19 protein-coding genes are annotated in these 24,895 nt (G+C 49.6%); 10 read left to right on the top strand and 9 right to left on the bottom strand.

All coding sequences use genetic code 11. The features are described from left to right. Positions 1-37 precede the first annotated feature (37 nt). Positions 38-1,414 (bottom strand): hypothetical protein, encoded by a 1,377-nt coding sequence (locus tag ACTJJJ_RS12485; protein WP_440701944.1) that lies wholly within the window; start codon positions 1,412-1,414, stop codon positions 38-40. 84 nt (positions 1,415-1,498) lie between these two features. Between ACTJJJ_RS12485 and ACTJJJ_RS12480 the strand changes: the two genes are divergently transcribed. The 8 genes from ACTJJJ_RS12480 (at position 1,499) to ACTJJJ_RS12445 (ending at position 15,817) form a co-directional block, all read left to right on the top strand. Next, positions 1,499-4,399 carry a triple tyrosine motif-containing protein gene (locus tag ACTJJJ_RS12480; protein WP_440701943.1) on the top strand — a complete coding sequence of 967 codons (2,901 nt, stop codon included), beginning with the start codon at positions 1,499-1,501 and terminating at the stop codon, positions 4,397-4,399. A 166-nt stretch (positions 4,400-4,565) separates the two neighbouring features. Further along, on the top strand, positions 4,566-7,598 hold the full coding sequence (locus tag ACTJJJ_RS12475) for a SusC/RagA family TonB-linked outer membrane protein (protein ID WP_426292823.1): 3,033 nt from the start codon (positions 4,566-4,568) through the stop codon (positions 7,596-7,598). A 13-nt stretch (positions 7,599-7,611) separates the two neighbouring features. Next, positions 7,612-9,105, top strand: coding sequence for a RagB/SusD family nutrient uptake outer membrane protein (locus tag ACTJJJ_RS12470; protein WP_426292822.1), 1,494 nt, complete (start codon positions 7,612-7,614; stop codon positions 9,103-9,105). A gap of 20 nt (positions 9,106-9,125) precedes the next feature. Further along, entirely contained in the window at positions 9,126-9,968 is an 843-nt protein-coding gene (locus tag ACTJJJ_RS12465) for a LamG domain-containing protein (RefSeq protein ID WP_188934743.1), read from the top strand. Then, positions 9,968-11,638 carry a glucoamylase family protein gene (locus ACTJJJ_RS12460; protein ID WP_440701942.1) on the top strand — a complete coding sequence of 557 codons (1,671 nt, stop codon included), beginning with the start codon at positions 9,968-9,970 and terminating at the stop codon, positions 11,636-11,638. The genes ACTJJJ_RS12465 and ACTJJJ_RS12460 overlap by 1 nt, the downstream gene beginning before the upstream one ends. A gap of 28 nt (positions 11,639-11,666) precedes the next feature. After that, a complete protein-coding gene (locus ACTJJJ_RS12455) occupies positions 11,667-13,046 on the top strand; it encodes a glucoamylase family protein (protein WP_440701941.1) in 1,380 nt (459 codons plus the stop codon). A 125-nt stretch (positions 13,047-13,171) separates the two neighbouring features. Beyond that, positions 13,172-14,152 (top strand): Kelch repeat-containing protein, encoded by a 981-nt coding sequence (locus ACTJJJ_RS12450; RefSeq protein WP_188934750.1) that lies wholly within the window; start codon positions 13,172-13,174, stop codon positions 14,150-14,152. Positions 14,153-14,173: 21 nt separating this feature from the next. After that, positions 14,174-15,817, top strand: a complete 1,644-nt coding sequence (locus ACTJJJ_RS12445) for a M1 family metallopeptidase (protein WP_440701940.1) — start codon at positions 14,174-14,176, stop codon at positions 15,815-15,817. Here the strand turns inward: ACTJJJ_RS12445 and ACTJJJ_RS12440 are convergent. The 4 genes from ACTJJJ_RS12440 to ACTJJJ_RS12425 all read right to left on the bottom strand — a co-directional run bounded on the left by ACTJJJ_RS12440 (position 15,812) and on the right by ACTJJJ_RS12425 (position 18,228). Continuing rightward, positions 15,812-16,477: a thiamine diphosphokinase gene (locus ACTJJJ_RS12440; protein ID WP_426292817.1), complete on the bottom strand. Its 666-nt coding sequence runs from the start codon at positions 16,475-16,477 to the stop codon at positions 15,812-15,814. The two genes, ACTJJJ_RS12445 and ACTJJJ_RS12440, sit on opposite strands and share 6 nt — an antisense overlap. Positions 16,478-16,480: 3 nt before the next feature. Continuing rightward, positions 16,481-16,780: a hypothetical protein gene (locus ACTJJJ_RS12435; RefSeq protein ID WP_440701939.1), complete on the bottom strand. Its 300-nt coding sequence runs from the start codon at positions 16,778-16,780 to the stop codon at positions 16,481-16,483. Positions 16,781-16,887: 107 nt separating this feature from the next. Beyond that, the gene (gene mazG / locus ACTJJJ_RS12430) at positions 16,888-17,721 is read right to left on the bottom strand and encodes a nucleoside triphosphate pyrophosphohydrolase (RefSeq protein WP_440701938.1); all 834 of its coding nucleotides are present in this window, start codon (positions 17,719-17,721) and stop codon (positions 16,888-16,890) included. 24 nt (positions 17,722-17,745) lie between these two features. Further along, positions 17,746-18,228 (bottom strand): PaaI family thioesterase, encoded by a 483-nt coding sequence (locus ACTJJJ_RS12425; protein ID WP_188934760.1) that lies wholly within the window; start codon positions 18,226-18,228, stop codon positions 17,746-17,748. A 167-nt stretch (positions 18,229-18,395) separates the two neighbouring features. On the opposite strand from ACTJJJ_RS12425, the gene ACTJJJ_RS12420 reads away from it, so the two are divergent. Continuing rightward, positions 18,396-19,190: a phosphosulfolactate synthase gene (locus tag ACTJJJ_RS12420; protein ID WP_188934762.1), complete on the top strand. Its 795-nt coding sequence runs from the start codon at positions 18,396-18,398 to the stop codon at positions 19,188-19,190. A 41-nt stretch (positions 19,191-19,231) separates the two neighbouring features. Continuing rightward, positions 19,232-19,888: a DedA family protein gene (locus ACTJJJ_RS12415; protein ID WP_188934764.1), complete on the top strand. Its 657-nt coding sequence runs from the start codon at positions 19,232-19,234 to the stop codon at positions 19,886-19,888. 160 nt (positions 19,889-20,048) lie between these two features. On the opposite strand, the gene guaB is transcribed toward ACTJJJ_RS12415, so the two are convergent. The 4 genes from guaB to ACTJJJ_RS12395 all read right to left on the bottom strand — a co-directional run bounded on the left by guaB (position 20,049) and on the right by ACTJJJ_RS12395 (position 24,818). Then, positions 20,049-21,521: an IMP dehydrogenase gene (gene guaB, locus ACTJJJ_RS12410; RefSeq protein WP_188934766.1), complete on the bottom strand. Its 1,473-nt coding sequence runs from the start codon at positions 21,519-21,521 to the stop codon at positions 20,049-20,051. A 76-nt stretch (positions 21,522-21,597) separates the two neighbouring features. After that, positions 21,598-22,911, bottom strand: a complete 1,314-nt coding sequence (locus tag ACTJJJ_RS12405; protein WP_188934768.1) for a transporter associated domain-containing protein — start codon at positions 22,909-22,911, stop codon at positions 21,598-21,600. Between the two features lie 125 nt (positions 22,912-23,036). Further along, the gene (locus ACTJJJ_RS12400) at positions 23,037-23,546 is read right to left on the bottom strand and encodes a single-stranded DNA-binding protein (protein WP_426292813.1); all 510 of its coding nucleotides are present in this window, start codon (positions 23,544-23,546) and stop codon (positions 23,037-23,039) included. 66 nt (positions 23,547-23,612) lie between these two features. Continuing rightward, on the bottom strand, positions 23,613-24,818 hold the full coding sequence (locus ACTJJJ_RS12395) for a Gfo/Idh/MocA family protein (RefSeq protein WP_426292812.1): 1,206 nt from the start codon (positions 24,816-24,818) through the stop codon (positions 23,613-23,615). Positions 24,819-24,895 lie beyond the last annotated feature (77 nt).

Genomic DNA, 24,895 nt, shown 5'->3' with positions numbered 1-24,895 from the left:
AATTCCAGGCCAGCCGGGCCCGGAATGCCCGGCTGGTTTAAATTGAAATCTGATATTGCAAAGTCCAGCTACCACGCCGGCCGTCTTTGGCAAGCTCATTGGCGACCGAAGCCGTTTTGTAAACGGGGCGGTTCTCATAATTAAGTGATAGTTTGCCGTTATGTCCTTTCATCAGCCAGTTGATGCCCAGGTTATACACATTCGCCGCATCCTGCAAACGGTCATAATCGCCCCGTTGCAAAGATGCATAAGGCATTAACGTACCCTGATCGCCCAGCAGGCCTTCTTTCAACTTATAACCGGCCTGTGCGTAAATCACATTCCCTGTCCCAAACATAGGGTACGCATTCCCGTGCGTGCCGCCCACGCCCGCGATGGGCTGAGTGGTGCCCGTGGCAGGGTTCATAATGCCGTTGTAGCGTAGATAACCTTTTCCGTAATCCGTTCCGAAATAACCAAGATAGGCCGACAATGCAGTTCCTTTTTCAACATTCAAGGGCATATCCAGGTAAGCCGCTACCGACCAGAGCGTCATATTGCTGTAAAGCGTATCGACCGACTCTTTTCTCCACGTCGCATTCTTTTGGGAAGTAATGCCCGCTTCTATGTTCAGGACTTTACGTTTACCCAGATAAGTACCGGTCATATAACCGGGTGTCGTGTTGTCTTCGGTATCGAAAATATTGTAAATCAATAAGCCCTGGAATTGTTTACTGTTTTTGCGTTGCGAGAAAACCGCATTCTGGTTAAGCGTCGCCGGTGTGGAACCGCTCGTTTCCACAGGAAATGGATCGGATACCCCGACGCGGTAGTTGAGCTTACCGATCTGCCCTCGGCTGTAAATGGTTAGTTTTCGGGAAAACTGGTCGGTCTGGTCAACCGTGGCCTGGGCAAAAACAGGCACATCCATCGTCATGATCGTACCAATGCTGGGCTGCGAAAAGCGCGAGAAGCCGTTCACGATCGTGAGGCCGCCACCGAAGCGGATAAAGCTGTTGCCTTTCCGCTGCACTTCATATTCCCCGACGGCATCATGAAAAAACGCGGCGATCTTACGTTGGCTGGGCGTACCGGCGGTATTGTAGGCCGGAAATGCACTCACCTTGTTAAAATTGTTCATTCCAAACTGTGTGTAGAAAAAGATCTGGTCGGTGAGCTGACCAAACAACTGCATGCGTGTGCGGCGAAGGCCGATATCGAAAGTGTTTGTTTGTCCATCACTCAAAACGGTGGTTCCTGGATTGTTGTCGTTCAACCGCAGCCATACCTGATTCGTGAATGTGAATTTCACATAATGTGAACCGGAATCGTTAAGATTGTAGCGGATATCATTTCTCTTGTTGTCGTTTTGCGACATGACGGGCTCTGTGACGGCAGACGTGCCGAGGAGCATGAGGGAAAGGATTTTTTTCATTTAGAGTACTATTGAGTTACATGTGCTAATATCGCAATAAACCCTCCTTAAAGAGCTAAAAACGAGATTAATAGTTAATTGAAAATGATATTGAATACGGCAGAAAAACGACTCGTAAAAAGTCATTTACCCAGCCGGGCCTTCAAATATAAGGCGGGCTGCTGTACTGCCATACTATTGCTGGTTACAATCTTTCGTCCCTCTCTTGCCCAGGAAACCCCTCCGCTGATCAACTATCCGGCCTCTCTTTACAAAGCCCACAATCAGAATTGGGACATGAGCCAAAGCGCCGACGACATTATCTATTCTGCCAATTCGGATGGCTTGCTGGAACACGACGGAGCGTCCTGGAAGCTCTATCCCCTGCCCGACGGCCAGATCGTCCGTGCAGCACTTTACGACGAACATACATCAGAACAGCCCGGTGGAAAAGTCCTGAACCGGAGCGCTCAGGCTGAGCAACGCATTTATGTGGGTGGTTTTTCGGAGTTCGGATATTGGAAAAAAGAAGCGGATGGCCAGCTGAAATATTATTCTCTAAGCAAAAAAGCAGGTTTCGTGAGTCTGAAAACGGAAGAAATCTGGCATATCCTTAAAACGCCCCGATACATTTACTTCCAATCCTTCTCGGTGATTTACCGGTACGACGGTAAAAATCTGAAAGAAATCAAAAGTCCGGGCAACATCATGTTCATGCGGTTTGTCCGTAACCGGGTGTTGGTCCAGTCAATCGGCCGAGGTATTTATGAGTTAAAAGGAGAGCAATTTGAACCTTTGAACGGCACGGAAAGCCTCTCTCCTACCATTATATCCTCCATATTACCCTTTTCCAACGGCGGAATCCTGATTTCTACGACGAAACACGGGCTATTCATCTGGCAGAACGGCACGCTCATCCCCTGGAACATCGCCATTTCAGAAGATCTGAAAAGAAACATCGTCAATCGTGCGATCGTCATGAGCCGCGATAGCAGCATCGTGTTCGGGACGATCCAGAATGGGGTTTATGTGGTTTCCAAGAATGGCGTATTGAGGTATCAGTTCAACAAGGAAACCGGGCTGCAAAACAACACGGTGCTGGCCCTGAAAGAGGATGCGCGGCAACAGCTCTGGATCGGGCTGGATCAGGGAATCGATATGGTCAAAATGTCGTCTCCCATCATCGCTTACCAGACCAGCGACAATCCGCTCGGCTCCACTTATGCAGCGGCCATCTGGCGCGGAAATCTTTATGTAGGCTCGAATAAGGGTGTATTTGTGAAAAAATGGCTTTCTCCCGAGCCATTCCGGCCCGTCCGGGGGCTCGAAGGCCAGACCTGGGCGCTTAAAGTACTCGATGACCAGCTCCTGTGCGGTCATAATGATGCTACCTACCGAATTGAAGAAAATGGCATTACCAAAATTTCGAATATCAATGGCGGCTGGATCTTCCTGCCCGTCAAATACGGTCGGGATACGCTTCTTTTGCAGGGCGCTTATGTGGGATTACATGTGTATAAAAAGGACGCAAAAGGCGTGTGGACTTACGCTTACCCCGTCAAAAATTCGGTACCAATCCCGATCCGCCAGATCGTGCGCGACCATGCCGGTACATTCTGGCTCGGGCATGCGTACAGGGGTTTATTTCAGACTAAACTCACACCCGCACTCGACTCGGCGCTGCTATGGAAAGAATTTAAAGCGCCGCAGGACTTGCCCAGTGAATTTTCGGTGGAAGTAGTGCAATGGCTCAACGGGCAGGTACGCGTGCGCTCCGGCAATGCGTTTTTCCAGCCCGATCCTTCCGGTAAGCTCATTACAAGCAGCGACTTTTCAAAAGAAGAAGATAATTACAAAGTGCGCACGGGACTGCATGGCGACTGGTTCAAAGTTTTCATCAACCGCGTGGCATTCTATCAGCCGGGCAAAGAAACGAGAATCCTCCCGCTCTCGCTCGTGCGCAACAGCGAGACCGTCGTCCCGCTTTCGGAGGATTACTATTTCTTTTGCCTCGACAACGGCTATGCGCTATACAACCGAAAGACGCGTGACGAGCAGAACGAAGCGGCCGGTCCGCCGGCAATCCGCAAAGTTGCTAACCTGCGCAACCTCAATGAAACATTCGCCGTTTCAGGAGTTCCTTCGCTGCCCGCGGAGGTGCGCTCGCTGCGCATTGCATTCGCATTACCCGTTTATGGCCAGAATGTACAATATAAATACCGGCTCAAAGGACTGACCGATCAATGGTCGGAATGGACGGACCAGAGTTTCGTCGAATTCACAAACCTGGAATCGACCGACTACATTTTTGAGATAAGGAGTAATCTCAACGACACCATCGGCACTTATCATTTCGGGGTGAAGCCTTACTGGCGCGAGACATTGTTTGCCAAGATCCTTTTCGCCGTGATCATTGCCGTGGCACTGGCAGCACTTATTGTTTACCAGGAGAAACGGCTTGCGCGCCACCGCCGGAAGCTGATCGAAGAGCAGGAGGAAAAACTACGCCAGCAACGCCTTTCCAGCGAACGGCGGATCATGCAAATACAGAATGAAAAACTTCAAAGCGACATTCAGAGCAAGAGTCAGCAGCTTTCGAATGTGGCGATCAACGTGGTGAAGAAAAATGAAATTCTGGAAGAGATCCGCGACGAACTGAAACAGGTGAAAGCCGAAATGGGGCAGCAGCTTCCCAACATCCATTATCAAAAGCTCCTGCACAGTATCGAACGCAACGTGGCCGGCAAGGACGACTGGGTTTTGTTCGAACAGAACTTCGATGAAGTACACGAACAGTTCTTTAAACGGCTCCGGCAGATATACCCGACCATCTCCCCCTCGGAGCTGCGGCTTGCGGCATGCCTTCGCATGAATCTTTCCACAAAAGAAATGGCTCCCGTTCTGGGGATTTCTGTACGCGGTGTGGAAATCAAGCGCTATCGTCTTCGTAAAAAGCTCGGTTTGGACAACGATGCCAATCTGGCCCAATTTATGATGGACATTTGACCCGATTGCATTAATCCGCTATCAAACTCCTTTTGTTCAGGCAAACCTTGCATTATTCCCATTGATGTAGTGGTGATGTAGTGCTTTTTTTGATTCCTCCCCCGCTTGGAACTTAATTTTGAAGTCAATAAATTCTTATAATAATTCAATCACCAATTTGAAACTGATGAAAACTATTGTACGATTACTGTACATGCTCGTTTTCCTGGCACTGGGGAGTTTCTCTTACGCTCAGGAAATAAATGTGACCGGGAAGGTCACTTCGAGTGCCGACAATTCGGCGCTGCCGGGCGCCAGCGTGCTCATCAAAGGCACTACTACCGGTGTACCTACCGATGCCGATGGTACCTTCACCATAAAAGTTCCGTCACCACAATCCGTCCTCGTCTTTTCGATGATCGGAATGGTTACCCAGGAAATCACTGTAGGCAACCAGACTACGCTGAACGTCGCATTACTGGAAGATGCCAAAGCATTGACCGAAGTGCTGATCGTAGGTTATGGTTCACAGAAAAAACTCGACGTTACAGGAGCTATCACGCAAATCAAAGGAGCCGAAATTTCGAAGCAGCCATCTATGAACGCCGTCAGCGGTTTGCAGGGCAAGGTTGCCGGCGTACAGATAAACAACTCTGGTAAGCCTGGTGAGGCGCCGCAGATCCGCATCCGCGGTGTGGGAACGGCCTATGGCAGCGCTAATCCATTGTACGTGGTCGACGGTGTCTGGTTCGACGATATCAGCTTTCTGAACTCAGGCGATATCGAAAGCATGAACATCCTGAAAGATGCGTCCAGCCAATCCATTTATGGTGTAAGGGCGGCAAACGGGGTGGTTTTAATCACTACTAAAAAAGGAAAATCCGGACAGCCGGTCATCGATTACAACGGCTTTGTAGGTTACCAGAAAGTGACCAATCAGATCAAAATGGCGAATGCGAATGAATATGCCACGATGATCAACGAATTGAGCCGTATCAATGGGAAATCGGATATCCTGGACCCTACGCAGTTTGGCGAAGGCACCGACTGGTACCATCAGATCCTGCGCAATGCATTCGTGACCAACCACCAGCTTTCGATCAGTGGGGGCGGTGAAAAATCGACCTATAACTTCTCTCTCGGTTACCTGGATCAGGATGGTATTGTTGAAAAGAATAATTTCAAGCGCTATACAGCCCGTCTGCAAAATGATTTTCAGGTTTTGAAAAATTTGAAAGTGGGTTACTCCGCAACCGGTTCTTTCAGCAAATCGAAAGATGAAGCGGGCGGTATTTTCCGCCAATTATATGCAGCTGGTCCCGTTGTGCCGGTTTATTATGCCGACGGCACCTATGGCGATCCTACCGACTACAACCTGGGTGACGGTAACAACTACAACCCGCAGGTAACGGTTGATTTCTATAACCAGAATACCAAAAAAACGCTTCTGACCGGTAATGCTTATGCAGAACTCTCGATCCTGAAAGGCCTTACATTCCGTACCAGCCTCGGCGGGCGTTATGGACAGGATGAAACCCGTACCTACGTCCCGCAGTATGTTGCCACTTTCAAACAGCGCAACACAACCAGCTTCCTCGAATTCGTACGGCCGCAAACGCGCTACTGGATCTTTGAAAATACTTTGACCTACACCAAAGAATTCGGCCAGCACAGCATTACGGCGCTTTTGGGCCAGTCCGCTCAGCGTGACCAGTCGTACAAACTAACCGCCAATGCATTGAATGTGCCTTTTTCAAACGAGGGCGACCTTTATCTCGCATTGGGCAGTGCGGACGGACGTAATGTGAAAGACGAAGGCGATCTCGGAACGTATGCCTCCTACTTTGGTCGTATAAACTACTCTTTCGGAGAACGTTATATGTTGAATGCCTCTCTCCGTGCGGATGGTTCGTCTAAATTCTTCGAGGGCGGTAATGCCTGGGGTTACTTCCCTTCTGTGGGTGCGGGCTGGGTGATCAGTAATGAGAACTTCATGAAAGGCCAGACGATTTTCGATAACCTGAAAGTCCGCGGTAGCTGGGGTAAAATCGGCAATGCATCTGTTCCTTCCAACTTATCGACGCTCACAGTGGCTACCGGCGGCGGTCTGGCGGCTATCTTCGGCGGCCAGCTGAATACGGGTGCCAGCATCAACTCCATCATCCCTCCCACTACTTACTGGGAACGTGGTGTGGGTACCGATGTAGGTATCGAGGCTTCCTTTCTGAAATCGAGATTGACCGTTGAACTGGATTATTATATCAAGAAAACGGAGCGTGCGATCTTCGACATTCCGGTGTTGACTTCCATTGGTACGAGCTCGGGCCGGATCGTGGGCAACCAGGCCGATTTCCAGAACAAAGGCTTCGAATTTGCATTGAACTGGCGTGACGATATTACCGATGGTCTTTCTTACAGCGTCGGAATCAACGGAGCGGTCAATAATAACAAAGTTCTTTCCGTGTCGTCGGGTGCTAACCCTATTTATGATGGCGGTGTTGGCCTCACAAGCGGTGCACTTGCAACCCGTACCCGCGTAGGCGACCCCATTGGCTCTTTCTACGGCTACATCGTGGACGGCATTTTCCAGAATGATGAAGAAATTAAAAATTCGGCCCAGCCGGGTGCGAAACCAGGTGACTTTAAATACCGCGATATCAGCGGAACCAACGGTGTGCCAGACGGAAACATTTCCGGTCTCGACCGCCAGGTAATCGGGAATCCCAACCCGAAATTCACCTACGGTATCAACACCAGCTGGACTTATAAGAGCGTCGACCTCATGCTCGATTTCCAGGGTGTTGCCAAAGTAGATATTTACAATGCCAATATGGGCTGGCGCTATGGTAATGAAAACTTCACTAAGGATTTTTACGATAACAGATGGCACGGAGAAGGTACTTCGAACACCTATCCTTCCGCCAACATCGGCGGAGGCCAGAACTACCTGCCAAACTCATTCTTTGTACAAAGCGGCAGCTATTTCCGGGTCAGAAATGCGCAGATCGGCTACACATTCCCGCAGGCGTTCAACGAAAGGCTGAAAATCCGCAAGTTGCGTCTGTATGCAAATGCACAGAATCCTCTGAACTTCTTTAAATACAAAGGACTGTCACCCGAGGTAAGAGCCAACGAAAACAAACCGACTCAAGCCGGTATCGACGCCAATGTGTACCCGCTTTCAGCGACATACAACTTTGGTATTAATGTCACCTTCTAAGATCACAAGCGATATGAAAAATATAAATTTTAAAACCAATTTGAGGCAGAAAGGGCTATATCTCGGGCTTGCAGCGCTCCTGATCGTCCCTTCCTCATGCAGCGACAGCTTCCTGGATGTTGATCCGCAAGGCAAGCAGGCCGGTGCCGTTTTCTGGGAAAGCGAAGCCGACGCGACCAAAGCCGTGAATGCGATGTATGCCAATTTACGAAGCTGGAACAACACAGCTTTCGGGGCCATCGCGCTGGAAAGTATCGGCTCGGACGATGCTGAAAAAGGGAGCACGCCGTCGGATGCGACTTTCTTCAACCTGTATGACACTTTCACAGTAGGCTCCACGGATGGGCAGCTTGGCGGATTTTGGGAAGGACAATACCAAAACATTAACTATGCCAACCAGGTGATCAGCAATATCCCGGCGATCAGCATGGATGAGAGCTTGAAAGCGAGGTATCTTGCCGAAGCGAAATTTGTACGCGCGTACTCATATTTCAGGCTCGTGAGGGCATTCGGAGACGTGCCATTGCGCCTTAGCCTGCCCAAAGACGCGACTGAATACAACCTGACACGCACACCCAAAGCGGACGTGTATGCAGCAATCGAAAAAGACCTGACCGAAGCTGCGGCTGCATTGCCACAAAACTACGGCGCCGCCGATCTCGGTCGCGTTACTAAGGGTGCCGCGCAGTCGCTTCATGCCAAAGTTTCGATGTACCAGGGCAAATGGCAGCAGGTTTTCGACCTAACCACCCAGGTTATCAACTCAGGCCAGTATTCCCTGTTTTCCGACTACGAGGCATTGTTCCGTGTGGCCAACGAAAATTCAAAGGAGTCTATCTTCGAAATTCAGAACGAACTGATACCTTCCAACAAGGACGCATCTAACTCTCAGTACTCTCAGGTGCAAGGCGTTCGTGGTGTAACTGGCGGCGGCTGGGGCTTTAATGTCCCTACCGAAGCACTTTCGAAGTCATTTGAAGCGGGTGACCCCCGCAGAGATGCAACCATCATTTTCCGCGGCGAAACTACGCCCGCCGGAGATGCTATTCCTGCAACCGGCGATAACCCGATGTACAACCAGAAATCGTATGTACCGTTCAAGCTGTACGTAACCGGGTTCAACGAAGGGTCCCAACAGAATGTGCGCGTGATCCGGTATGCGGAGGTCCTGCTGATGAATGCGGAAGCTGCCAACGAAGTCGGCAACACCACCCAGGCACTCGCTTCGCTTGAACTGGTCCGTGCCCGTGCGAGAGGTGCCAGCAAAACCATCCTTCCAAAAGTTACCACTACCGACAAAGCTGCATTGCGCACGGCGATCTGGAATGAACGCCACGCCGAACTGGCCATGGAATTCGACCGCTATTTCGACGTCATCCGCCAGGGACGCGCTGCCGAAATCTTCGGCCCCAAAGGCTGGAAAGCCGGCAAAAACGAAGTTTGGCCGATCCCTCAGAACGAAATCGACCTTAGTGCAGGCGTGCTCACCCAAAACCCAGGTTATTAATCCCAAACCACGATCTATCGATGAAAACTTTTAAGAATAAACTGACCGTGGCATTGTGTGCAACAACCATGCTCGGGGTAACATCCTGTTACGAGAAGTTCGATCCCGAAAGCTACGCGCCCAGCGTGTCGATCGGGGGTTTTACCAGTTCCGACGAAATTGCGAAGGCCAACCTGGTGGCACATTTCCCTTTCGATGGCACATACAGCGATGTTATTTCCAACACCGCGGGTACCAACACCGGTACCACTTTCGCAAACGGACTCAAAGGCCAGGCGATGAAAGGTGCAAAAGACGGCTACGTGCTTTTTAACCCAACTGCGGCCATTCTCGGATTGAAGAGCTTTACCATGACCTATTGGGTGAACAGCCCATCGACCAAAGTGCAGGGTGGTATCATCGGGCTCGTCGGCTTATCCCAGACAAATGGTTTCTGGGGCAACATAGAGACGTTTTTCGAAAACGGCGGCACGGAAACCGACGGTGTTTTCAAAGCACACATTCAGAACGACAAGGTGGATGCCTGGGTAGCCAAGGAAGGCATTGTGAACCTTTACAATTCCTGGACGCACCTTGCGTTGTCGTACGACGCCACGTCGTCAACTTTCAGTATTTATGTGAATGGCTCCAAAACAGCTACCACTACGGTCGCCAATTTTGGAGAGTTGAAATGGAAAAGTCCGGGTAAAATGGTGTTCGGTACCGTTCAATTCCAGACCAAACCCAGCCTGACTTCCGAATCGGGGGCGCAGGATTGGGCAAGCTACCTGACGGGCCTGCTCGACGAAGTGCGGATTTACAACGTTGCTTTGAAAGATGCCGAAGTAGATGCGCTGGTTAAATTGGAATCAAGAGGGAAATAATGCCTTTCAGACACTTCCTTTTTCTGTGTTCCATCATCTGGCTCGGGGTTTCCTGCAAATCGGAAAAGGAAACCCCCGGGCCATCCAATCCCGGAATACCGGCCTCATTCGGTTTCAATAGCCTGAAAGTGAATGGCGCCTATTCCGGGCTCAAATACAAGGATGTAAACCTGAAACCTAAAATCAGGTTTACATTTTCCTCCCCACTCGACAATGCTACCGTCGCCAACGGGGTTACTTTCCAATCCGCCTCCGGGGAGATCGTTGCATTTACCGCTGTCCTGGAAGGCGGCGACAGTTCGGTAGTGATCACTCCCTCAGCCGATTTAAAATACCTCACAAGCTATTCGGTTGTTGCCACCAAGGGATTAAAGTCCAAAGCCGGCGGCATGCTGCTCAGTGAGGTAAAAGTAGAATTGATCACGGCGCTCGACTCTGCCGACAAGTTCCCTGCGATCAGCGACGAAGCATTGCTAACCCTGGTTCAGCGGCAAACCTTCAAATACTTCTGGGATTTTGGGCATCCCGTGAGCGGGCTCGCGCGGGAACGCAACACTTCCGGCGACGTGGTAACCTCAGGCGGCAGCGGTTTTGGAATTATGACCATTCCGATCGCCATTGAACGGAAGTTCGTCACCCGTGCACAGGGCCTGGAAAGAATGCAGAAGATCGTCGGCTTTCTCAAAAAGGCGCAGACATTTCACGGCGCTTACCCGCATTGGCTCAATGGCGCTACGGGTGTGGCGGTACCCTTCAGTGAGAAGGACAATGGGGCTGATCTGGTAGAAACTTCCTTCCTCGTTCAAGGCCTGCTTACGGCCCGTCAGTATTTCAATGAGGGTAATGCGGCTGAAACTGCTTTGCGGGCTGATATCAATGCGATCTGGGAAGCAGTGGAATGGGACTGGTTCCGGAAAAACAATGAAAACGTACTTTACTGGCATTGGAGCCCTAATTACGGCTGGGATATGAACCACCAGATCCGAGGCTGGAACGAATGCCTCATTACCTATGCATTGGCCGCCTCTTCGCCTACCCATGGCATCGATAAAGCGGTTTATGACAATGGCTGGGCAGGCAACAGCACATTTACGAACGGGAAAGCGTATTACGGCATTACATTACCGCTCGGCGAGCCGTTTGGCGGGCCGCTGTTCTTCTCGCATTATTCGTTTTTAGGTTTAAACCCCACCGGTCTGACCGACCGTTTTACTAATTATTTTACCCAAAACAAGGCCCATACCCTCATCAACTATAACTATTGTAAAGCCAACCCGCAGCAATATTACGGGTACAGCGACCAATGCTGGGGCCTTACCGCTAGCGACATCCCGAACGGGTATAATGCCAACTCTCCAGGTAATGACAAAGGGGTGGTCACGCCCACAGCCGCACTATCCGCATTCCCGTACGCGCCCGCGGAGTCGATGAAAGCATTGAAATTCTTTTATTACAAATTAGGCGACAAGCTATGGGGAGAATATGGCTTTCACGATGCATTCTCGCTGGATCAGTTGTGGTTCGCCGATTCCTACCTGGCCATCGACCAGGGGCCGATCGTCGTGATGATCGAAAACCATCGAACGGAATTGCCATGGAAGCTTTTCATGAGCAGCCCAGAGGTTAAAACCGGCCTCAAGAAGCTCGGGTTCAACAGCCCGGCGCTTTAATATACTACCATTAAAATATCACTCGACTATGAAGCTATACTTCCAATTACTATTATGCCTCACGCTATTCGCCGGTTCCCACGTGGATAGCGTAGCACAAAAGAAAAAATCGGCAGCTGCAAAACCTGCTGCCTTCAACCCGGCCGACCGGCCAAAAAACCTTTCGGATACCGCATTGCTGGAACTTGTTCAAAAGCAGACGTTCCGTTATTTCTGGGAATTCGGCCATCCTGTGAGCGGCCTGGCCCGCGAGCGCAGCAATATTGCCTTCGACTACGGCGACGAGGTTTGTACCATCGGCGGGACTGGTTTCGGCGTAATGGCGATGGTAGTAGCAGCGGAGCGGCAATGGCAACCCCGCGACTCAGTGGCTGCGCGATTGTTGAAAATGGTGAAATTCCTTTCGAAAGCGGACCATTACCACGGCATTTTCCCACACTGGCTCAATGGCGCGACGGGCAAGATCATCCCATTCGGCCGGAAAGACGACGGTGGTGATTTGGTGGAATCATCATTCCTTTTCCAGGGACTACTCGCCGTAAGGCAATACTTCGACCGCGATACCGACCTCGAAAGAGAGCTCCGCAGCCGCATTACCTGGATATGGAACGAGGCTGAATGGGACTGGTATACCCGCGGCAACCCCAACCAGCTTTACTGGCATTGGAGCCCTAACAACGGCTGGGCGATGAACTTCGAATTGCGCGGTTACAATGAGACTTTGATCACCTACATCATGGGGGCAGCTTCCCCACGCTACCCGATTACCCGCCAGGTGTATGACAAATGCTGGGCGCAAAGCGACCATTTCCGCAATGGGAAGGAATATTATGGCGTAAAGCTGCCGCTCGGTTTCGAATATGGCGGGCCATTGTTTTTTGCGCATTATTCATTCCTGGGGCTCGACCCGCGTCATTTAAAAGATCAGTATGCCGATTACTGGGAGCAAAATGTGAACCATTCGCTGATTAACTACAAACATTGCGTCGCCAACCCGGGCAAATTCAAGGGTTATGGAGAAAACAACTGGGGCTTGACGGCCAGCGATACTTACAATGGTTACAACGCGCATTCACCGACCAACGACTTCGGTACGATTACGCCTACCGCCGCATTATCATCCTTCCCGTACACGCCGGAGCAGTCGATGAAGGCCTTGCGTCATTTTTATGATGATATGGGAGATAAAATCTGGTCGGAATACGGCTTTACCGACGCATTCAACGAATCGCAGAACTGGTATGCCAAATCGCATTTGGCCATCGACCAGGGGCCAATTATTGTGATGATCGAGAACTACCGGACGGGTTTGCTCTGGAAGTTGTTCATGAAGGACCCCGAAGTACGGGAAGGCCTGAAAAAGCTGGGATTTGAAAGTCCGGCGTTGGGCGTATCCAGCAGAAATTAACCGCTTTTTAGCTAATATTCGCAGGAAGACCGGCCGCAAGCTGGTCTTTCTGTTTTATGGAATATAATTGTACCTTGATATCGTTTTTGAAAAGCAAATAATACGCCATTCCAAACGTAATCGATATGAAACCACTCTATCATAAAGCTGCATTACTGATTGCGCTGCATGCATTCGCATTGCAGGGATCGGCGCAGATATGGACGGTCTCCGAACCGGAGAATTTGCCCGAAAAACGGCATGAAAACGCCATGGCCACCGCGAATGGTAAATTGTATTTGTTGGGAGGGCGCGGTGTTAAGCCGGTTGATGAATACGACTTCAAAAAAGATTCCTGGAAAAATCTTGCGCCATCGCCACTCGAAATGAGCCATTTTCAGGCGGTTAGCTATAAAAATGAAATTTATGTACTGGGCGCATTCACGGGCGGCTATCCGCACGAGGTGCCTATTCCGGACATTTATATTTTCAACCCCATCAAAAACGAATGGCGCAAAGGGGCTGCCATTCCCGAAAACCGCAGACGCGGCGCGGCTGGTGCATTTACATTAAATGATAAAATCTACCTGGTATGCGGCATTCAGGACGGCCACTGGGACGGCCAGGTTACCTGGTTCGATGAATTCGACCCGGCGACCGGCACCTGGAAAACGCTCGCCGACGCTCCACGCCCGCGCGACCACGTACAGGTAGCGGTGCTGGACAACAAGCTTTACGTTGCTGGCGGACGCCTGTCTACGGCGCGTATCAACCAGGTTTTGAACACCGTTATCAAGGAAGTAGATGTTTATGATTTTAAAACCGGCAAATGGACCACGCTGGATGCTTCCAACAACCTTCCTACCCTCCGCGCCGGCAACACTGCCGTTGTTTTCAACAACAAAATACTCATAATAGGCGGCGAAAGCGATGCGCACCAGGAGGCACACAACGAAGTGGAAGCATTTGATCCACAAACCCAGAAGTGGGAAAAGTTGCCTTCGCTTCACCAGGGGCGGCATGGCACGCAGGCTGTTTCGCTTAACAGGAAAGTATATATTGCAGCTGGCTCAGCCAACCGCGGCGGTGGCCCGGAGCTGAACGATATGGAAATACTCGATAAATAATACACTTCATTGTTAACTCAAATGCTCAAAAAACTCGCCGGTATCTGTTTACTTTTTGTTTCACTCGCTTCTTTTGCACAAAAGAAAGTATTCACCCACGCCGACACGCTGCGTGGCTCTATCACACCCGAACGGGAATGGTGGGACCTCGGCTATTACCATCTCAGCGTCAGGCCCAACGACAAAGACAGCACGCTTACGGGCAGCACTGTGATCAGCTACAAGGTTTTGAAACCATCCCAGACCATGCAAGTGGATTTGCAGGAACCATTGAAGATAACCAAAGTAATTCAGGACGGTGAGACGCTGACCTACCGCCGCGACGGCAATGCATTTTTTATCACATTGAAGAAAAAGCAGGAAACCGGCAAAACTGAATCCGTTGAGGTTTTCTACGCAGGCAAGCCACGGCTCGCGAAACGCCCGCCATGGGACGGCGGTGTGCAATGGGTACCCGACGGAAAAGGTAATACGATCATTTCTACCTCATGCCAGGGACTCGGTGCAAGCGTATGGTGGCCCTGCAAAGACCATATGTACGACGAGCCCGACAGCATGCTCATCAGCATAACCGTCCCCAAGAACATGACGGACGTTTCGAATGGAAACCTACGCTCGCTGATTGAGAACAGCGACAATTCCCACACATTCAACTGGTTCGTCAAAAATCCGATCAATAACTATGGTGTGAATATGAATGTGGCCAATTATGTGAGCTGGAAAGAGACATTCAAAGGCGAGAAGGGCGATTTGCAACTCAGCTATTATGTATTGCCTCAAAATCTGGAAAAAGCGAAAGAACAGTTCAAGCAAGCGCCCAAGATGCTCAAAGCGTTCGAACATTGGTTTGGTCCTTATCCTTTTTACGAAGACGGCTACAAACTTGTGGAAGTCCCCTACCTTGGAATGGAACACCAGAGCTCCGTAACGTACGGCAATGACTACAAAATGGGTTACCGCGGCAAAGATCTTTCAAATACCGGCTGGGGCCTGAAATGGGACTTTATCATCATCCACGAGAGCGGGCACGAATGGTTTGCGAATAACATTACCTATAAGGACGTCGCAGATATGTGGGTACACGAAAGCTTTACCAACTATTCGGAAAATCTTTATACGGAATACTATTACGGCAAAAAAGCGGGTGAGGATTATGTCATCGGCACCCGAGAGCTCATCGCGAATGACATTCCTATTGTAGGTATTTACGGGGTTAATCAGGAAGGGTCGAAGGACATGTATTACAAAGGCGGAAACATGCTCCATACCATCCGTCAGGTGGTCAATGACGATGAAAAATGGCGTCAGATCCTCCGCGGACTAAACAAAACTTTCTACCATCAGACTGTCGATGGTTCTCAGATCGAAAATTACATCAGCGAACACGCCGGAAGAAATCTCTCCAAAGTTTTCGATCAGTACCTGCGGGATGTAAGAATTCCCGTTCTGGAATATGCTTTCACGGGCAAAGGATTGCAGTACCGGTGGATCAACACGATTGAGCACTTCGATATGCCGGTAAAAGTGAAGCTCGCAAGCGGAAAAGAGGAATTCCTCTACCCCACAAACGATTGGAAAACGTTGAAAGTAAAAGGCGAGAAATCGCTGACTGTCGACCGGAATTTCTACGTGGAATCCAAGGAAACCAAACAGGCTTCTTTATAAATCCCAGCATTCCATAATCAGAAGGTCGCCCTTCTGTGCGGAAACCCTGACCATGCCATCAGCCTCAGCTTCATTACTGCTGCCGGTTCTGTGGCCCATTGTCAGGGTTTCATTATTTAAATTGTATTTCAAGCCAGATGTTTCAATGCCATCAACGGCGCCTACCGGTATCAGCGAAATGGGTGTGCCGGCAGTGTACCACTTTTCGAATGTGCCTGTAAGCGGGAATATCTTGGAATAGTCATCCAGCAGCACCAGTTTGATTTTATCCTTATAACGGACCAAATCCGTGATATTGGTAATAGCGTGATCCGCCCGGCGTCCGGTAGCCCAAACGATATTCGCGGCGGGAAAGCCTCTATCAATCAAAAACTCGATTGCTTTATTGAGATCGGTCTTTTCCTGGTCGGGGGTATTAATAATTTCAAGCGGGTGTTGGCGTTCGCGTATCATTTCTACATCGTGCGGCGTATCGAAATCGCCCATCCAGGCATCTATTTTAATCCCCAGATCCAAAACCCGGTAAATGGCATGGTCGAGCACGACAATGAACGGGCTCCATTCCAGCAACTGACCTAACAGTTCCGGAGAGCAGGCTTCCCCATTAGCAATAATCAAAGCAGGCTCCTGCTTCTCCCGAACGATGTGGTGTGATGACATTAATTACAGTTTATTCTTAACGAGGGTTACCAGCTCCGTAAGGACGCCATGAACTTGCAGAAACTGCTGGTCGATACGATCGAATCGTGCGTCATGTTCAGCAAGCTTGGTTTCAATGCGCTCGAATCGTGCGTCATGTTCTGCAAACTTGTCGTCAATGCGCGCGAACTGCCTTCGTATTTCTTCGAACCCATTGTTGACTGTGCCCGTCAATGTAGCTAATCCTACTGCTATCATCTCAATCTGTTTTCCGTGTTCAACTGTAACATTTTCAAGTTGCTCAATGCGTTGTTCCAGGTACATGTCTTTATGAAGTTATAGTGTATAAATGAATTTCAAACCGGCCTCAGCCTGGCTTTTTATTTATACGCCATATTCGACATTTGGTAACATCATTCGGAACAAAATTTTTAAACGCCCATTGCCTTGGCCTCGTTCCAATATACATCCATCTCTTCCAGGGTCATATCCGATAGCGACTTGCCGTTTGCGCGGGCGGCTTCTTCCAGATATTGAAACCGGCTGATAAACTTCTTATTGGTCCTCTCGAGAGCAGTTTCGGGATTGATATCTACAAATCTTGAGTAATTTACCAAAGAAAACAGCAGGTCTCCAAATTCACCTTCGGCCTCCTTCTGGTTGATCACATCGGTGGTTTCAATATCAAAGTTTTGCTTGAATTCCTGCAACTCCTCCTCCACCTTGGCCCATACCTGCTGCTTTTCATCCCAGTCAAACCCGACGCCTCTTGCCTTTTCCTGAATGCGCATCGCTTTCACGAGGGCGGGCAGGGATGCAGGGACTCCCGAAAGCACGGATTTATTGCCTTCTTTTAATTTCAGCTTTTCCCAATTCTGTTTTACAGCTTCTTCGGTATCGGCCACGAAATCGCCGTAAATATGCGGATGGCGGGCAACCAGTTTATCGCAAATGCCATGCAAAACATCCTTTATATCAAAATGATAGGACTTATCTTCACTTTGCTCCGACCCTATTTTGGCATAAAAAACAATATGCAGCAAAACGTCCCCCAGTTCCTTACGGATTTCAGGCAAATCGTTGTTCAAAATCGCATCGGAAAGTTCGTACGTTTCTTCGATGGTTAAATGCCGCAGACTTTCCATCGTCTGCTTTCTGTCCCAGGGGCATTGCTCACGGAGCTCGTCCATAATCGTCAACAAACGGTCGAAGGCCATAAGCTGTTGCTGGCGGCTTTCTGGCAGGTCACTGAATTGTTTTTCCATACCACAAAGATACTGCGAAACCCGTTACTGCCCCGGCACCGCCGGCAATTTAAAGGCCGTTTGAATAAGGTTGCTCGTACACTTGGCAATGATCCGGCCATGGGCGTTAACCAGCTTCCCTTCCACGTGGATAATATTTTTCCCGGCCCGGATCACTGCCGATTTAGCCACAAGCACATCACCAACGATCGCGGGATTCAAAAAATCACAGTTAAGGTTGACAGACGTGAAGCCAAACTCCCGGCCCATCGCATATACCATCGTTCCCACAATATCGTCGAGAATGGTAGCTGCGATGCCGCCATGCAATGTGCCCATCGGGTTGCACATATCTTCCCGAACATGGTATTCTACTTCCATTGCGCCTTCCTCGATCGAAAGGAGGACGCCGTTGAGCCATTTGGCCACGGGTGAAAAATGCTGGTCCATAGGCCTGCCCACAAATTGACGAAGAAAAGGCAGCCGCTCGTTTTCAGTTTGCGGGTCAGTCTGCGTGTGTGTGTTCATAGATGCCGGGATAAGTTGAATAGTTGTGAATGCAATTTTTAAAAATAGTAATTATCGTAGAAAAATTGATGGCTACGAGTCAATGCTATGGATTTTATTGTTACGTATCGAAGGTTATTACTACCTTTGCCGGAGTTTTTTTGCCAGAGATAAATGCTTACTCATATATGAATTTTACGTTATCGCAGGTTCCCGAGCGTTCCCAGAAACCCAGAACAAAAGGACTTACCATGGTGATGGACAAAGGGCTGAGTGTCAGGGAAACCGAAGATATGCTATCCATCGCATCCACTTACATTGATATCGTAAAACTGGGCTGGGCCACTTCTTTCGTAAGCCCTAATCTGGACGAGAAGCTGGCGATTTATAAAAGTGCCAACATTCCGGTGTATTTCGGAGGGACATTGTTTGAGGCTTTCGTAGTCCGCAACCAGTTCGACGACTACCGTAAATTGCTGGACAAGTACGAGCTGACTCACGCAGAGGTATCTGACGGCTCCATTGAAATGCCGCAAGACGTTAAATGCGAATACATTCATACGCTTTCCAAACAGGTTACCGTTCTTTCCGAAGTGGGCTCCAAGGATGAAAACAAGATCATCCCTCCCTACAAATGGATCCAACTCATTAAATCGGAGTTGCAGGCAGGCGCCTGGAAGGTGATAGGCGAGGCCCGTGAGTCCGGAAACGTAGGTTTGTTCCGTGCAAGCGGCGAGGTACGCCAGGGGCTTGTGGAGGAGATCCTGACGGAGATTGCATTCGAAGATATGATATGGGAAGCTCCCCAGAAATCTCAGCAAGTATGGTTCGTGAAGCTTCTTGGCGCCAATGTCAATCTTGGAAACATTGCTCCCAGCGAACTGATCCCGCTCGAAACGATCCGTCTCGGCCTTCGCGGCGATACATTCAACCACTTCTTGAATACCAAAACCAAACAGAAGTGGAAAATCGATTCCAAATAGTACAGGACCAATAAAACAGATTGTCAACTTAATGTTTAGCTATGGAATTTTTAACCCAGTTCATTGATTTCTTCCTTCACCTGGACAAGCATTTGTTCAATATTGTGGAGCAATACGGTACACTCACTTATGTCATTCTGTTTTTGATTGTCTTCACCGAAACCGGCCTGGTGATCATGCCACTGCTTCCCGGTGACTCGCTTCTTTTTGCCGCCGGCGCCATTGCCGCTAACGAAACCACCGGCCTGAACGTCTGGCTGATCATCATTATCCTTATTATCGCTGCATTACTTGGTGATAATGTCAACTATTTTATGGGAAAAACCTTCGGCGGACAGATCAAGAAACGCGAGAAGATATTATTCCTGAAAAGAGAGTATTTGGAAAAAACCGAAGCATTCTACGAAAAGCACGGCGGCAGCACGGTAATCATGGCGCGCTTCATCCCGATCGTTCGTACGGTAGCGCCGTTCGTGGCCGGTGCTGGTAGCATGAATTATTCGAGATACATCGTTTTCTGTATCGTAGGCGCATTGCTTTGGGTCCCTACCCTCACATTGCTGGGCTATTTCTTCGGAAACATGGAAATTGTTAAAAAGAACTTCGAACTGGTGATTTTCGGTATCATCGGAATCTCCATTCTCCCAATGATTTTCTCATACCTGAAAAGCAGGTTTGCAAAGCCTAGTGCAGCATAGTGGTTGTTGTGACGACCGACCGCTGACCACCGATTAATAAGGTATTTGAATACATTCATATAACAGAAAAGCGTCGTAGGGTTCCTACGACGCTTTTCTGTTATATGAATCAACCATCGGTGGTCGGCGATTATAACGATTACCGACCATTAAGCCGAACCTACGATCTCGAATAATTCGGAGCTTCTTTCTGGATCATAATATCGTGCGGATGGCTTTCTTTCACACCAGCTGAGGTAATTTTTACGAATTGTGCTTTCTGCAACGACTCGATATCACCTGCGCCGCAGTAACCCATACCTGCCTTCAAACCTCCTACCATCTGATAAATAATCTCGGAAACTTTGCCTTTGAATGGTACGCGGCCTACGATACCTTCCGGAACGAGCTTTTTCACATCGTCCTCGGCATCCTGGAAATAACGGTCTTTCGAACCATCTTCCATTGCCTCAACCGATCCCATTCCACGGTAAGCCTTGAATTTCCGTCCTTCGTAGATCACAACCTCGCCCGGAGCTTCATCGCTACCCGCGAGCATCGAACCGATCATAATCGTGCTTGCGCCACCAGCCAATGCTTTGGTCATGTCACCCGAGAAACGAATACCGCCATCGGCAATAACCGGAACGCCGGTGCCTTTCAGTCCTTCCGCTGCCCACATTACGGCAGTCAGCTGAGGAACTCCGATACCCGCGATGATACGCGTTGTACAAATACTACCCGGACCAACCCCCACTTTCACGGCATCGGCACCAGCCTCGGCCAACGCTTTTGCAGCTTCGCCTGTTGCTACGTTACCGGCGATCACATCCAGTTTCGGGAATGCTGCTTTGATAGACTTCAAAGCATCGATTACACCCTGGGAATGTCCGTGGGCGGTATCGAGGCTCACTACGTCCACACCCGCTTTCACCAACGCTTCAACACGTTTCAGCACGTCGGGCGTAACGCCTATGGCTGCTCCTACGCGTAGGCGGCCATATTCGTCTTTACAGGCGTTCGGGTGTGATTTGCGTTTCAGAATGTCTTTGTAAGTGATCAGACCTGTCAGGCGATATTCTGCGTCTACGATCGGCAGCTTTTCAATTTTGTACTCTTGCAGGATTTTCTCGGCATCGTCGAGTGACAAGCCTTCCGAAGCTGTAATGAGCTTGTCTTTCGTCATGATTTCGGTCACCGGCTTGCTCATTTCGCGTTCGAAACGAAGGTCGCGGTTGGTAAGGATACCGACCAGTTTGTGCTCTTTGTCGATGACGGGAATACCTCCGATCTTGAACTCACGCATGATCTGATGCGCATCGCCGAGGGTCGAATTGTCGAGCAACGTGATCGGATCGAGGATCATGCCGCTTTCAGAACGTTTTACTTTTCTCACCTGCTCAGCTTGCGCTTCCAGGGACATATTTTTATGGATTATTCCAATACCACCTTCCTGAGCCATAGCGATGGCCAGCTCAAATTCCGTCACCGTGTCCATAGCAGCTGAAACAATAGGAATGTTCAACTCGATGTTGCGCGTAAGCTTGGTTTTTGTTGTGGTGTTACGAGGCAGGACTTCTGAATAACCGGGGATTAACAGAACGTCGTCGTAGGTGAGTGCCTCGAAGAGGACTTTGGATGGGTCTGTGTTCATAGCAAATAAACTATTGTTATTTGCCGGGCAAAATTAAGAATAAGTTCTGAGTAAATAAAATCGAATTGTATTTTTTTTATGATACCAGTACCCGCACTTTTTTAATGCGCTTCTTGTCGGCCGACTGTACCTTGAAGGTAACCTCCCGGTGTGTAGCGATTTCACCGGTCCGCGGAAGCCGGGAAAACAGTTCCAGCAGCAACCCAGCCAGCGACTCGCTGTTGCCCCTAACCTCGTCAAAATAATCGGTTTCCAGGTTCAGCAGACGGCAAAGGTCGTTGATTAGCACCTTGCCTTCGAAGACATAGGTATGCTCGTCCACCTGCGTGTAATTGACCTCCTCATCCTCGTCATATTCATCATTAATATCCCCGAAAATTTCTTCAATAATATCTTCCAGGGTGATCAACCCGCTTGTGCCGCCGTACTCGTCCACAACGATCGCCATATGCACGCGGCGGTTCTGAAAGTCCTTCATCAGGTCGTCGAGTCGCTTGCTTTCCGGTATAAAATAAACAGGTCTTAGCAGCTTTTGCCAGTGAAAATGCTCGTCCAGATGAATATGAGGGAGCAAATCCTTTACGTTCAAAATACCTTCAACATGGTCAAGATCATCCCGGTAAACCGGCACACGCGAGTAACCCGACTTGTTAATCCGATCCATGAGTTCATGAAAATCGAGTTCAATATCAAAGGACGTGATCTGCACCCTCGCCTGCATGGCTTTCCGGGCATTGGTCTGCCGGAAATTAGCCAGTCCCCGCAGCAAATCGGTTTCCTCCTCGCTTTCCGCTTTGGCTTCCAGCATTTCGGTGGTGATCTCGGCGCCCTGGGGCGTAAGCACGCCGAACGAGTATCCGAGCTTCATGATCGGTTGGGTGAGCGGCTTGCATATTTTGATCAGAAATTGGGTAAGACCGGAAATTCTGGGAATAAACTCCTGTGCTTTACGCGCGCTGTTGTAACGCACGATCGCATCGAGCCAGATCCAAACCACAAGGAATGCCAATACCGCCCAACGCACCGCTTCATTGCCCGACTGCATTTGCAACCACGCCAAACGTGCCGCAAGCAATAATGCGAACAGTGTAATGCCGCGCTGCACCAGCGATAGCGCCAGTTGCTGAATACGTGTAGGTAATTGACTTTCGCCTTCGGCTTTCCGCTCCCAGGGGTTTTCCATTGCGCCGGATGCCGCATACGCTGCGCGGATGCCCGAGAGGAAAAGGGATATTAAAAGAAGGATTATGACAACGATAAAGTCGTAAGGGGCCAGGAAATCAAAGGGTATGATAGCCCCTGCCAGCGTGAGGTGCGTACTTTTCTGGGGAAAATCAATCCCCGTACGCGTTCGGGCAAGCGGGTCGTCACTGTCTTCTGTTTCTTTCACGAAAGTTCAGAGATTGTTCAAAATAGGTATTCAATCAGATAAATGTAGCGAATCCCGCTTAATAAGTGTATCTGTGTTGGCATAAATACATTTAAACGGGATTCCTCACTATCTCATCGAATGCGTCAGAACGGCAGATCGTCGTCGTCGCCATTGCCCGAGGCCATCGATGGCGGTATCGGGTCTGAAGGCCGCGGGCCATTGTTGGCGCGTGGTGCATTGCCGGATGGCTGGTAGCCACCCTGCTGGCCTCCCTGGTTGTAATCTCCGCCGGAATTACCGGCCGACGAACCGCCGCCCGCCGGACCGCCCAGCAATGTCATGCTGTTCGCACGGATCGTTACGCCCGTCCGTTGCTGCCCTTCCTTGTCGGTCCAGGTATCGGTGCGAATGCGTCCTTCGATATACACCTGGTTACCCTTTTTAAGGTATTTTTCGGCCACTTTTGCTAATCCTTCCCAAAGTTCGATGCGGTGCCATTCGGTATTGTCTACCCGCTCACCGTTTTTATTGGTGTAAGTCTCGGTAGTGGCGATATTGAACTTCGCTACCGCCGATCCGCTTTCGAGGTATCGAACCTCCGGGTCGCTACCCAGATTACCGATCAGAATTACTTTATTAACACTTCCTGCCATGATTTCTTAACGTGGTTAATGTTTGTTGCAACCTTAAATATAGGCATATTCCATGAAAAATGCCCGCTAAATATCCTGCTCGGTGATCTTGCCGGTAATCTTGTCCTTCAAAATCAGTTTGTTGCGGCCGTCGTGTGTTACCTCCTGCTTAATGAGGTAATGCGTTTCGTTATAAGAGGTATAATTTGATGGCTTTTCTACCCCCTCACGCCCACGCCAAACCGGCAGTTCTACCTTTTCCCAAAGCTTTGTTTTGGCCGATTTATAAGCCGCATCGATCACTGCATTCACAATATAGCCGTCATAAAAGCTTTCCGCCGGTTCATTACCCCTTTCCACAGAGTTGAACATATCCGTGAACATGTGGTTGTAGCCAAGGTCGTTCACCTCATCGCCTACCGGGAACAGCCAGCCGGTATTGCTTTCGGCCTTTTCAGCCACATATTCCTCGCCCGCACCGTCCGGGTTCTGCCCGGTGGTGAACATTTCAAAACCTGTTCTCAAAAAGTTATTGATCCAGATCGTACCCTCGGTCCCCATCACCTCGTCGCGCAAGTCCATCCCGCCGCGGAACGTCCAGCTCACCTCAAACTGCCCGATAGCACCGTTTTCATATTTAACCAATGCAATGGCGTGATCTTCGGCGTCGATCGGCTTTACTTGCGTGTCCGCCCAGCACATGACTTCCACGGGTTTGATATCCTTACCGATGAAATTCCGTGATATCTCAATGCAATGGCAGCCCAAATCCAGAATGCAGCCGCCGCCTGCTTGCTCAATATCCCAAAACCATTCGCTATGCGGGCCAGGATGTGCCTCGCGCGATTTGGCCCAGATAATGCGACCCAACGAGCCGTTTTTCACACTTTCGAGGGATTTTAGAAATTTCGGGGTGTAACAAAGGTCTTCCAGGTACCCCGCAAAAATTCCGGCTTCTTCGACGGCTTTCAGCATGCGCAATGCTTCCGCACCATTTCGTCCCAGCGGCTTGGTCGACACGACGGCCTTTTTGTGCTTCGCACACAGCAATACCGCTTCTTCGTGAATATTATTCGGCAAAGCGATACAGACCATATTCACATCGGGATGCGCAATCACCTCCTCCATATTCGACGACCAGTAGTCGCAGCCATAATCGTCGGCGAACTTTTTAGCGCTTTCTTCCCGCCGTGCGTAAATGGCTACAACGCGGTCGCGGCCGCGCTGCCCGTGAATGGATTCTGCATAAAAACGTCCGATAAAGCCGGAGCCTAGCATTGCAATTTTCTGCATATCAGCAATCAATTTTATATTTTAGGAATAGGTCAGTATTGTGCTAGATAGTCATGCATTGTCATTTGTTGACCAAC

This window comes from Dyadobacter sp. 22481 (genome assembly GCF_052044875.1).
GTDB lineage: Bacteria > Bacteroidota > Bacteroidia > Cytophagales > Spirosomataceae > Dyadobacter > Dyadobacter endophyticus.
This window is presented reverse-complemented; position numbering and strand designations above follow the sequence as displayed.

Bases quoted from the DNA above. Each gene is read 5' to 3' on its own strand.
- ACTJJJ_RS12440 (WP_426292817.1), bottom strand. From the start codon at position 16,477: ATGTCATCACACCACATCGTTCGGGAGAAGCAGGAGCCTGCTTTGATT.
- ACTJJJ_RS12480 (WP_440701943.1), top strand. From the start codon at position 1,499: ATGATATTGAATACGGCAGAAAAACGACTCGTAAAAAGTCATTTACCC.
- ACTJJJ_RS12395 (WP_426292812.1), bottom strand. From the start codon at position 24,818: ATGCAGAAAATTGCAATGCTAGGCTCCGGCTTTATCGGACGTTTTTAT.
- mazG (WP_440701938.1), bottom strand. From the start codon at position 17,721: ATGGAAAAACAATTCAGTGACCTGCCAGAAAGCCGCCAGCAACAGCTT.
- ACTJJJ_RS12435 (WP_440701939.1), bottom strand. From the start codon at position 16,780: ATGTACCTGGAACAACGCATTGAGCAACTTGAAAATGTTACAGTTGAA.
- ACTJJJ_RS12455 (WP_440701941.1), top strand. From the start codon at position 11,667: ATGAAGCTATACTTCCAATTACTATTATGCCTCACGCTATTCGCCGGT.
- ACTJJJ_RS12415 (WP_188934764.1), top strand. From the start codon at position 19,232: ATGGAATTTTTAACCCAGTTCATTGATTTCTTCCTTCACCTGGACAAG.
- ACTJJJ_RS12445 (WP_440701940.1), top strand. From the start codon at position 14,174: ATGCTCAAAAAACTCGCCGGTATCTGTTTACTTTTTGTTTCACTCGCT.
- ACTJJJ_RS12425 (WP_188934760.1), bottom strand. From the start codon at position 18,228: ATGAACACACACACGCAGACTGACCCGCAAACTGAAAACGAGCGGCTG.
- ACTJJJ_RS12420 (WP_188934762.1), top strand. From the start codon at position 18,396: ATGAATTTTACGTTATCGCAGGTTCCCGAGCGTTCCCAGAAACCCAGA.
- ACTJJJ_RS12475 (WP_426292823.1), top strand. From the start codon at position 4,566: ATGAAAACTATTGTACGATTACTGTACATGCTCGTTTTCCTGGCACTG.
- ACTJJJ_RS12485 (WP_440701944.1), bottom strand. From the start codon at position 1,414: ATGAAAAAAATCCTTTCCCTCATGCTCCTCGGCACGTCTGCCGTCACA.
- ACTJJJ_RS12400 (WP_426292813.1), bottom strand. From the start codon at position 23,546: ATGGCAGGAAGTGTTAATAAAGTAATTCTGATCGGTAATCTGGGTAGC.
- ACTJJJ_RS12465 (WP_188934743.1), top strand. From the start codon at position 9,126: ATGAAAACTTTTAAGAATAAACTGACCGTGGCATTGTGTGCAACAACC.
- ACTJJJ_RS12460 (WP_440701942.1), top strand. From the start codon at position 9,968: ATGCCTTTCAGACACTTCCTTTTTCTGTGTTCCATCATCTGGCTCGGG.
- ACTJJJ_RS12450 (WP_188934750.1), top strand. From the start codon at position 13,172: ATGAAACCACTCTATCATAAAGCTGCATTACTGATTGCGCTGCATGCA.
- ACTJJJ_RS12470 (WP_426292822.1), top strand. From the start codon at position 7,612: ATGAAAAATATAAATTTTAAAACCAATTTGAGGCAGAAAGGGCTATAT.
- guaB (WP_188934766.1), bottom strand. From the start codon at position 21,521: ATGAACACAGACCCATCCAAAGTCCTCTTCGAGGCACTCACCTACGAC.